This is a genomic window from Pseudomonas sp. MF4836, assembly GCF_002018875.1.
GTDB lineage: Bacteria > Pseudomonadota > Gammaproteobacteria > Pseudomonadales > Pseudomonadaceae > Aquipseudomonas.
On record NZ_MVOL01000025.1, the window covers coordinates 44,764 to 54,371 of the forward strand.

Annotated in this window: 9 protein-coding genes; 2 read left to right on the top strand and 7 right to left on the bottom strand. The window is 64.9% G+C overall.

The window, feature by feature from the left end:
* The first annotated feature begins 4 nt into the window (after nt 1–4).
* Nucleotides 5–916: a universal stress protein gene (locus tag MF4836_RS33390; RefSeq protein ID WP_078473965.1), complete on the top strand. Its 912-nt coding sequence runs from the start codon at nt 5–7 to the stop codon at nt 914–916.
* Between the two features lie 18 nt (nt 917–934).
* On the opposite strand, the gene MF4836_RS33395 is transcribed toward MF4836_RS33390, so the two are convergent.
* From MF4836_RS33395 to MF4836_RS33425, 7 genes are all read right to left on the bottom strand, one after another.
* Nucleotides 935–3,022, bottom strand: a complete 2,088-nt coding sequence (locus MF4836_RS33395; RefSeq protein WP_078473970.1) for a sensor domain-containing protein — start codon at nt 3,020–3,022, stop codon at nt 935–937.
* A 255-nt stretch (nt 3,023–3,277) separates the two neighbouring features.
* Complete coding sequence (locus MF4836_RS33400; protein ID WP_078473966.1) at nt 3,278–3,766, bottom strand: copper chaperone PCu(A)C; 489 nt, start codon at nt 3,764–3,766, stop codon at nt 3,278–3,280.
* Nucleotides 3,766–4,371: an SCO family protein gene (locus MF4836_RS33405; RefSeq protein WP_020296877.1), complete on the bottom strand. Its 606-nt coding sequence runs from the start codon at nt 4,369–4,371 to the stop codon at nt 3,766–3,768. The genes MF4836_RS33400 and MF4836_RS33405 overlap by 1 nt, the downstream gene beginning before the upstream one ends.
* 363 nt (nt 4,372–4,734) lie before the next feature.
* Complete coding sequence (locus MF4836_RS33410; protein WP_078473967.1) at nt 4,735–6,336, bottom strand: diguanylate cyclase domain-containing protein; 1,602 nt, start codon at nt 6,334–6,336, stop codon at nt 4,735–4,737.
* Between the two features lie 9 nt (nt 6,337–6,345).
* Nucleotides 6,346–7,839 carry an ATPase domain-containing protein gene (locus MF4836_RS33415; protein WP_078473968.1) on the bottom strand — a complete coding sequence of 498 codons (1,494 nt, stop codon included), beginning with the start codon at nt 7,837–7,839 and terminating at the stop codon, nt 6,346–6,348.
* Complete coding sequence (locus tag MF4836_RS33420; protein ID WP_238596250.1) at nt 7,836–8,264, bottom strand: hypothetical protein; 429 nt, start codon at nt 8,262–8,264, stop codon at nt 7,836–7,838. Before MF4836_RS33420 ends, MF4836_RS33415 begins: the two co-directional genes overlap by 4 nt.
* Before the next feature lie 183 nt (nt 8,265–8,447).
* Nucleotides 8,448–9,143, bottom strand: a complete 696-nt coding sequence (locus tag MF4836_RS33425; RefSeq protein ID WP_078473969.1) for a Crp/Fnr family transcriptional regulator — start codon at nt 9,141–9,143, stop codon at nt 8,448–8,450.
* A gap of 262 nt (nt 9,144–9,405) precedes the next feature.
* Between MF4836_RS33425 and MF4836_RS35680 the strand changes: the two genes are divergently transcribed.
* On the top strand, nt 9,406–9,608 hold a 203-nt coding region (locus MF4836_RS35680; RefSeq protein ID WP_153050295.1), incomplete at its 3' end, for a hypothetical protein.

The window sequence follows — 9,608 nt, forward strand, 5'->3', positions numbered from 1 at the left end:
AAAAATGAGCCAGTATCAGCGCCTGTTGTTGATCGTCGACCCCGAGCAGCACCGCTCACCCGCCGCGCGGCGTGCCGCCGCCCTGGCCCTGGCCAGTGAGGCGAGCTTGCATGCGCTGATATTTGTCGAGCCGCCGCCGCGCATCCACCTGTGGGAAGAGCGCATGAGTGACGCGGCGCGCGAGCGTTACCTGCAACGGGCCGAACACTGGTTGCAGGTGGAGGCGCAGTGGATGCGCGAGCAGGGGGTCAAGGTCACCACCCAGGTGGTCTGGACCGCCGAGCCGCTCAAGGACATGTTGCAGTATGTCGCGGAGTTTCAGCCGGACCTGCTGATCAAGGACGTGGTGCTGGAATCGGCACTGAAGCGCGCGTTCGTGACCCCCATCGATTGCCACCTGCTGCGCGAATGCCCGGTGCCGGTGCACCTGGTCAATCAGGTGGCCCATGCGCTGCCACGGCGCATCGTTGCCGCCGTCGACCCGGCCGATCCCAACACCCTGATCAGCGGCCACAACGGCCAGATTATCCAGACCGCCAATGCCCTGGCCCTGCAATGCGACGCGCAGTTGCACCTGCTGTACGCCTACGACCTGACTCCGGCCTTCAACCCCGAGGTGCCGATGACGGCGTCCGCCTGGGCCAGCAACATCATGGAAGAGTTGCGCGAATCCCTGCACCGCGCCTTTATCGCCCTGGCCGAGCAATACGGGGTGCGGCCCGAACAGCGGCATTTCGTCATGGGCCCGCCGGTGCCGACCATCGCCGAGTTCGTCGACGAGTTCCTGGTGGACGTGGTGGTCATGGGCACCGTGCACCGTAGCGGCTTTGGCCGGCTGATCGGCAGCACCACCGAGCGTGCGCTGTACTCGATGCCCGGCAGCGTGCTGGCGGTCAAGCCCCTGGGCCAGGGGTAGGCCCGGCCCGGCGCCGGGTCACGGCAGTTTCTTGCAGCGCTCCGCCGCCGGACGCGGGTGGCCGAACAGGTAGCCCTGGAAGTGCGAACAGCCTTCGGCCTGCAACTGGTTGAACTTTTCGTGGGTCTCCACACCTTCGGCGGTGGTCTTGATCAGCAGGCTGCTGCTCATCCCGGTGATGGCGCGGATGATCGACAGCGCCTCGCGGCTCTGGCCCATGTCCTTGACAAAGGATTTGTCGATCTTGATCCGGTCGAAGGGGAACGAGCGCAGGTAGCCCAGTGACGAATAGCCGGTGCCGAAGTCATCGAGGGCGATGCACACCCCCAATTCCTTGAGGGCCTGCAAGGTGCGCAGGTTGCCTTCGCTGTTGTCCAGCAGCACCGACTCGGTGATCTCCAGTTCCAGGCGCGACGGTGCCAGCCCCGAGTCGGCCAGGGCCAGTTGCACGATGCCCAGCAGATCGTTGTTCTTGAATTGGATCGGCGACAGGTTGACCGCCACCGATTGCTCGGTGGCCCAGCTCGCGGCTTCCTGGCAGGCCAGGTTCAGGGCGCGGGCGCCGATCTCGTGGATCAGCCCGGTTTCTTCGGCGATGGGGATAAAGTCCATCGGCATGATCAGCCCCTTGCTCGGGTGCTGCCAGCGCATCAGGGCCTCGTAGCCGGAAATCTGCTGGTCGTGCTGGCCGATGATCGGCTGGTAATACAGCTGCAACTGCCCCAGGTGCAGGGCGGTGCGCAGGTCGGTCTCCATCACGCGGCGCCGGCGTGCCGCTTCATCCAGCTCGGCGCGGAACAGTTCATAGCGGTTGCGGCCGTTGCGCTTGGCTTCATACAGCGCCATGTCGGCGTAGCGCAGCAGTTGCTCCGGGGTGTTGTGGTCGTCGGGAGCGATGGCGATGCCCAGGCTCAGGCCCACGGCAAAGCTGTGGCCATCGATCAGGAAGGGCGGGGCGACTGCCTCGATCAAGCGGCGCGCGGTGCTCTGGGCGTCTTCGGCACTGGCGAGGTGGGGCAGGACAATGGCGAACTCATCGCCCCCCAGCCGCGCCAGGGTGTCCTGGTCGCGCAGCACGCCGCGCAGGCGCTGGCCCAGGGCCCGCAGCAGGCGATCGCCGAAGGCATGGCCCAGGGCGTCGTTGATGTTCTTGAAATTGTCCAGGTCCAGGCACAGCGCCGCCGTCAGGTTCTGCCGCCGGCTGCCTTCCTTGAGGGCTTCGTCGAGGCAGGCATGGAACAGGGTGCGGTTGGGCAGGCCGGTGAGTTCGTCGTGGTGGGCCATGTGATGGATCTGGGCATGGGCGGCGATTTCATCGGTGACGTCATCGGCGATCTGCAACACATAGTTGCCACGGGCCTCGGTGCTTTTGCTGAGCAGGGTGCGGGTGCGCAGGGTGCGCGTGCCCGACTGGGTGTCCAGGCGATCTTCGGTCAGGTGCAGGCCGTCGTGGTGCAGGCAATGCTCGGTGAGATGTTCGATATAGCCGGCGATGGCCGGCGCCATGCAGTCGCTGGCGGTGCGCCCGATCATGTGCCGGCGCTCGTTGCCGAACAGGCGTTCGGCCTGGGGATTGGCCAGCAGGATCTGCCGCGTGGCGACGTCCTGCACCATGACGCTGGACGGGATGTTGGAGATCACCGAATCGAGGAACATCGACAGCGAGGCCATTTTCTCGCTTTGGCTTTCCGCCAGTTCCTTGGCCTGCAGCAGGTCCATTTCATATTGGCGGCGTTCGGTGATGTCGCGGGTGATTTTGGCGAAGCCGACCAACTGCCCGTCATCGTCATGGATGGCATCGATCACCACACGGGCCCAGAACGAGCTGCCGTCCTTGCGCAGGCGCCAGCCCTCGGCTTCGAAGCGCCCGGTGTCGCGGGCGGTATCCAGGTTCTGTTGCGGGGTCTGGGCAGCCTGTTCCACGGGGTCGTAAAACACCGAGAAATGCTCGCCGACGATTTCTTCCGAGGTGTAGCCCTTGGCCCGTTGGGCCCCGGCATTCCAGTTACAGACGATGCCGTCCGGGGTCAGCCTATAAATGGCGTAGTCGATCACGCTCTGTACCAGCAGGCGGTACATCACATCGGAGTTTTCTATCATCGTCAGGGTCTCGAAACGGGTATTGGCCAGACCGCTTACAGGGGCAACACACGCCTGCGGGTGGGGCTCAAAAAGAGGCCGCACTGAATAGCAAACAGGTTTTTGTCTGACAATGGTTCTTTAGTACAGGTTTTGTCGGGTTCAGCGCTGTACTTGAGGCTCGGGAGCAGGGCTGTCAGAGGGACGTGGCACCGGGCCGCACACAGCAAAACGGCCTTGATCCGGGAGGATTCAAGGCCGCTGGCATTACCCGATCAAGGCTCAGTGCTGCATGTGGTGCTCAGGCATGTTCAGCGCCCGCACCGGCGCCTGGAGCTGGATCGACTCCTGCTCGCCCTTGGCGTTCTGCACCGTCAGGGTCAGCGGCACCTGGTCGCCTTCCTTCACCTGGGCCACCAGGTCGATCAGCATCACGTGATAGCCGTGGGGGTCGAAGTTGACCGCCTTGCCGGCCGGCAGGTCCACCGCTTGCACGGCTTCCATGCGCATCACGTCGTTGTTCATGCTCGATTGGTGGATCTGCACGGTCTTGGCCACCGGCGATTGCACGCTCAGCAGTTTGCTGTCGCTGTCGGCGGTCAGGGTCATGAACGCGCCGGTGGCCTGCTGGCCGGGCACGGTGGCGCGGACCCAGGCGTCGTCGACCCGGGTCTGGGCCGAGGCGTGCCAGGCCAGGCCCAGCAGCGAAAGAATGGCCACGGCCTGTTTGGCGCGGCGGGCAAAAGCAGGGTTACGAGGGGCGGGGTGCATCAGCAGACCTCCATCACGGTAAGCAGATCTTCCGCGCATTCCTGCGCGGTCAGGGAAGGGGACAGCCCCAGGCGCAGTACGCCGCGGGAGTCGAAGACAAAACTGGTGGCGCTGTGGGACAGGGTGTAGGTCGAGCCGCTGGGGATCTTTTCATAGAACACGCCGAACTCCTTGGCGGTCTCCGCGGTTTCTTCCAGGGTGCCGTACAGCGCCTCGAAACTGGGGTCGAAGGCCTTGACGTAGGCCTTGAGTACCTCGGGCGTATCGCGCTCCGGGTCCAGGGTGATGAAGATCACCTGCAGGCGATCACCGTCGCGCCCCATCAACTTCTTGGCCTGCACCGCCCGCGCCAGTGCCGTGGGGCAGACCGCCGGGCATTGGGTGAAGCCGAAGAAGACCATGGGCATCAGGCCCCGGTAGCTCGACAGCAGCTTCTGATTGCCGTCGGTGTCGCGCAGCTTGAAGGTCCGGCCGAGGATCTTGTCGCTCAAGTCCTTGCCGTACTTGTAGGAGAGTTTGCTGCTGCTGTCGCAGCCGGCGAGCAGGCCCAGGCCCAGCAGGCCCATGCCGGCAATCACTTTGCGGCGGGTGACTAAAACACTCATGCATTACTGCCCTTTGCCAAGGCTGGCAGTCGAAGAAGGCCAGGCGGTGGGTTTGTTTCAAGGCCGCGGATATTAACAAACCCCGGGCCGTTGGGGCGCCGGAGCACGACGACAGGTCACCGCGGCCCGCCCCCGAACCGCCACGCCAGGCCCTGGATCAACGCTGCGCCGGCAGCCCTCGCGACCACCTGAAAAACCGCGCAGGCACTGCTGTGGGCGGGCTGCACGCAGACCATGGAAAAACCGGCGGTGGGCAGATGCGGTTTGCGCAAGGCTGGCCCCATGCCTGTTCCATGCGACATTGCGCCGCAGGCGCGCGGGCAGCGCCGCCGCTGACCCTGTAACCCCAGTAACTGTGGGGTTTCAGGCTTCGACTGTGCACCCCAGCAGCGGCAACTTGAGCACGAACTGACTGCCCAGGCCCGGCCCGGCACTGTGGGCCGAGACGTGGCCGTCGTGGGCCAGCACCAGCTCGCGGACCACCGTCAGGCCGATGCCGAGCCCACCGCCATCGAACTTCATGGCGTGCACATCCTGCACATAGGGCTCGAAGATAAAAGGCAGCATGGCGGCCGAGATGCCGATCCCGGTGTCGCTGATGATGACTTCCACGGCCCCCTCGGCGACATGCACCGAAAGCGCGATCTCACCTTCCAGCGGTGTGTACTTGGAGGCATTGCCCAACAGGTTGCCGAAGATCTGCGCCAGGCGCAGCGAGTCGCCGTTGACGGGGATTTCCTGTTTCGGCAGTTGCACCCTGATCTGCTGCCGGCGCAGTTCCATTGCCTCATGGCAGGTTTCCAGGGCCTCGGTGATGATCACGCCGAGGTCGATCGGCTGCCGGTCCAGGCGCAACTTGCCGGCACTGACCCGGGACACGTCCACCAGGTCTTCCACCAGCCGCGACATATGCCGCACCTGGCGCTCGATGATTGCCTGGATCCGCGGCAGCTCCTCATGCTTGAGGCGCAACAGCATGCCGGCCGTCAGGCTCAGCGGGGTCAAGGGGTTTCGCAGTTCATGGGCGACCTTGGCCAACAGGTCCTTCTGCTGCAGAAACGCCTGCTCGGCCCCCGATTGCAGCTGTTGGGCGCTGAGGGCGGCCATCACCAGCTGCTCGTTGGCCTCGCGCAATTGCCCGATATGCAGGTGTTCCGCTTCATTCCCGCGCCGGTCGTGGCTGATGTCACCGAAGGGCGCTGGCAGGGCGATGCCCGGCAGCAGGTGTGGGTCGTGAAACTCGAAACCGCCGCTGCCCTGGCGCTTGGCCCGATACATGGCGGCGTCGGCCTGGTCGATCAGTTGCTGCGGGTGCTCGGCGTCATCGGGGTACAGGCAGATGCCGATGCTGACTTTCAGGCTCAACTCGTGCTGGCCGACGTGGTACGGCGTACTCAGGGAACTGATGATTTTTTCCACGACCCGGGTCGCATCGGCCTTGCGCGACACGTTATTGAGCAGGATCAGGAACTCGTCGCCGCCGTAGCGGCTCACGGTGTCGGTCTCGCGAACCGAGGCCTTGAGGCACTGCGCGACTTGCTTGAGCATCGCATCGCCTACCCCATGGCCCAGGCGATCGTTGATCACCTTGAAGTCGTTGAGGTCGAGAAACAGCAGGGCAAAGCCATCGCCCAGGCGCACCGCGTTGGCGATGGCGTGTTCGATGCGGGTGAGCAATTGCCGGCGGTTGGGCAGGTTGGTCAGGTCATCGATGCCGATCGAGTGGGAGATCTCGTGCAGCGCCTTGGCCGCCGTCTGCGCCTCGTCCTGAGCCCGCAGCAGGCGGATCACCAGTTCCTGGTTGGCCTCCAGCAACGTATTCGCCGGGCCGCGCTGCGCCTGCACCACCTCATCCTGCAGGCGTGCCAGGGTCGCCCGCACTTCCAGCGTCTGCACCCGCAACTGCGCCAGCTCTTGCTGAGCGGCAGTCAGTGAGCGCGGGTTATCGCTGCGGGCATCGTTCATAAGTGCCGCTCACTGCTCAGGGAGGCTGTGCAGGGGCAAGGGCACGTCCACCGCCGATTTGCGCGATGGCCGGCCACCCAGCAACCCTTCACGGTCGGGCAGCATCTGGCCGATGCGGATCCCGCGGTCATCGATGTCATACAGACGCAACTGGTCGGAGTGAGTGCTGGCCCGCACCTTGACCACTGCCATCACCCGCAGCAGGCGGCTGTCGACCTCGATGTAGCGCTGGACGATGATGGCGTCGGTCATGAAGGCCGTGCCGTAGGGGCTGAAGCGCAAATCGGTGTAGCGGTCTTCCAGTTCCGAGGTCATCAGCACGCTGACCCCGGCCTGGGCCATGGCGCTGACCAGGCGCGACAGCGACTCGCGAAAGTCCTCGCGGAAGGTCGGCGCCAGGGCCAGCTCGAACCCGGACAGCGAATCGATCACCACCCGGGTTGCCTTGAGCCGATGGATCTCGTCCAGCAGCAGGTGGACGATCTCATCGATCGACAGGTCCGGCGCGCGGCTGTCCACCAGACCAACCTGGCCCGACTCGATCAACTGCATCAGGCCCGGGTTATGGGAGCGATTGGGGTGTTGTTCGAACACCGCGATCACCCCGGTCTCGCCCCGGCGCGCGCCTTCGGCGAGGAAGGTCGCGGCCAGGATGCTCTTGCCCGAGCCGGACGGGCCGGCCACCAGCAGCGAATAACCTCGGGGCAGGCCGCCGCCGAGCATCTCGTCGAGGCCCGGCACGCCCATCGGCAGGCGCTCGCTCAACGGCTGCGGGCTCAGTGCCCCGGGTGCCGGGCTGTGACAGGCGCTCGGGGAGAAGATCTTCACCCCGGCCTGGCTGATGCGAAAACTGTGCAGGCCGGGCAGGGTCGGCTGGCCGCGCATTTTCATGATTTCCATCTTGCGCACCATGGAGTTGCGCTGGACGCTCTGGCGCAGCCAGATCAGGCCGTCGGCCACGGTGAAGATCGGGTTGGTGTCGGTCTCGGTGAAGTACTCGCCAATCAGGAAGGTGGTGGCCTGCCAGGTGGTCATCAACATGCCCAGCTGTTGCACGAACTGCGGCAGGTTGTTGTTGGGGTTGTCCTGGGTGCGGCTGGCCAGCACCACCGAACGGAACGAGTCGACGAACACCAGCGCCGGGCCATGGGCCTCGACTTCGGCGACGATGCGCCGCAGCACTTCGTCCAGGTCGCCGGCCAGGGTGTCGTCCGCCAGGTTGATGTAGCGCACCGAATGGTTGACCGACTCGCTGTCGAAAAAGTCGAACTGCTGCTGGTAGCGCAGCATCTTCAGCGGCGGCTCGCCGAACACGGTGAAGTACAGCGCCGGGCGTTCCGGCGTGGCCAGGGCGAACATCATCTGGTGGGCCAGGGTGGTCTTGCCGCAGCCTGGGGGACCGGCGATCAGGTTGAAGGAGAACTCCGGCAGCCCGCCGCCCAGTACTTCATCCAGGCCTGGAACCCCGGTAGCCAGGCGGTTGATTGTCACTTTGCTGCTCATGGCGAAATGTCCTGCGGGGCTGTACCGCTAAAAGAGTGTTCCCACACAGAACGAAGCAGACGTTCGGTGAGCGAGGGGCCGACCAGGGTGGCGAGCAACTCGTTGAACGTGGTCAGGAGCGTGACGCTGGCGGTGAAGGTGTCGGCGCTGTGTTGCCCGGCCAGAAACTGCTCCAGTGGCGCCAGCTCCATCACGCTGTGCACGTTTTCAAGCACCGCCGTCAGGCCGTCGCAGCCGGGCGTGCAGAGGAACAGGCTGCGCCTGTAGAGGGCGGCGACTCCGCGCTGGCCGATGATAGGCGTCAGGGCGGCGTCCATAGCCTGCAGGGTCGACACCGTGGCGGCGGCGACCTGCGGGGCACTCGGACTCTCCCCGGCACGCCGGGTCAGCGATTCCGTGATCCGGCGCTTGTCTTCGCTTTCCATGGGCTTGGTTCACTAAAATTGTTGGGGCCAGGCGGTGTGTCGCGACCAGTGCCGGCGAGGCATCAAGGCCTGTGCCGTATACCTGTCGCGACAGTCTGGAGAGGCGCCCGGACCTTGTCTGTCTGTTAGCGCACATAGTGGCACTGCGATTGCCTGGACCTTGTCCAGAATCGGGCAATGGGCCTACGGCGTTTGTCGATTCAGCGTGGCGTAGCACTCGCAGGCGGCGGCTTCCAGCCCGGTGCGGTCGAGGATGGTGATCTCGCCACGGCTGTAGCGGATCAGCTTGCGCTGCTGCAAGACCCCGGCGGCCACGGTCACGCCGCTGCGCCGCACACCGAGCATATTGCCGAGGAACTCATGGGTCAGGTGGAAATGGTCGGCGTGGGCGCGGTCGTGAATCATCAGCAGCCACAGCGCCAGGCGCGGTTCGATTTCATGAAAGTGCGTGCACACCGCCGTTTGCGACAGTTGCAGCAGCAGGCGATACAGGCTGCGATCCAGCGCCGCGCGCAACAGCGGGTTGGCGGCCAGGGCCAGGGGCAACTGGCCCAGGCCCATGCGCAGGCAACTACCGGCGCCCTGGACCACCGCGCGCAACGGCGCCGTCTCGACCCCCAGCAGCACACTGGCCCCAAGCACCCCCTCGTTGCCGGTCAAGCCCATCTCCAGCGGCGGGTGGTCCCGCAGGGTCGCCACCAGGGAGATAAAAGCGGTCTGCGGAAAATACAGGTGCTCCAGCGGCTGGCGTGCCTCGCACAAAACCTTGCCGAAACTCAGCTCCACGGTTTCGCAATGGGCCAGCACATTCAGGCGCTGCCCGGGGGGCAAACCCTGGATCAGCTGATTGTGTGCGCTGCGGATCACGGTGGCTGGCATGCGAAGGTCCTGTAGCGCATCAGGTAGCAGAGGATGAGTGGTGATGCAGTGTGGGCAACATCCGGCAGCGGGTCTGTTCGCTACAGCACAGAGTGTGGCGAAGAGGGGAAGGCCAAAAGACCGGCGGCTGAGTTTCAGACTCACCTTATAGCCCCGCTCTCGATCCGGGCCTTAGATTCCCGCAGCCGGGACCAGCCCGCACGCCTATGGCGAGACCTGGGTCTGGCAGCTCACCCGTTGAACCCGTTGGAGCACATCAAGGATGACCGTTGCCCCCAAACCCACCTCCCGAATGGGCTACCCCTTCAACGCCAAGGACGGCAAAGCCTTTGCGGATCTCCAGGACGCCTACGCCGGGTTGGCGCTTGCGGACGGTGGGCATTTCCCCCTGGGCAACAATGGCCACTTTCACGGCGGCATCCATTTCGACCGTGGCACGGCCAACGTGTTTTCCACCGAGGAGGG

What these genes read in the sequence shown, in the direction of transcription:
- MF4836_RS33390 (WP_078473965.1), top strand. Translation starts at nt 5, where the DNA reads ATGAGCCAGTATCAGCGCCTGTTGTTGATCGTCGACCCCGAGCAGCAC.
- MF4836_RS33400 (WP_078473966.1), bottom strand. Translation starts at nt 3,766, where the DNA reads ATGCACCCCGCCCCTCGTAACCCTGCTTTTGCCCGCCGCGCCAAACAG.
- MF4836_RS33405 (WP_020296877.1), bottom strand. Translation starts at nt 4,371, where the DNA reads ATGAGTGTTTTAGTCACCCGCCGCAAAGTGATTGCCGGCATGGGCCTG.
- MF4836_RS33410 (WP_078473967.1), bottom strand. Translation starts at nt 6,336, where the DNA reads ATGAACGATGCCCGCAGCGATAACCCGCGCTCACTGACTGCCGCTCAG.
- MF4836_RS33415 (WP_078473968.1), bottom strand. Translation starts at nt 7,839, where the DNA reads ATGAGCAGCAAAGTGACAATCAACCGCCTGGCTACCGGGGTTCCAGGC.
- MF4836_RS33420 (WP_238596250.1), bottom strand. Translation starts at nt 8,264, where the DNA reads ATGGAAAGCGAAGACAAGCGCCGGATCACGGAATCGCTGACCCGGCGT.
- MF4836_RS33425 (WP_078473969.1), bottom strand. Translation starts at nt 9,143, where the DNA reads ATGCCAGCCACCGTGATCCGCAGCGCACACAATCAGCTGATCCAGGGT.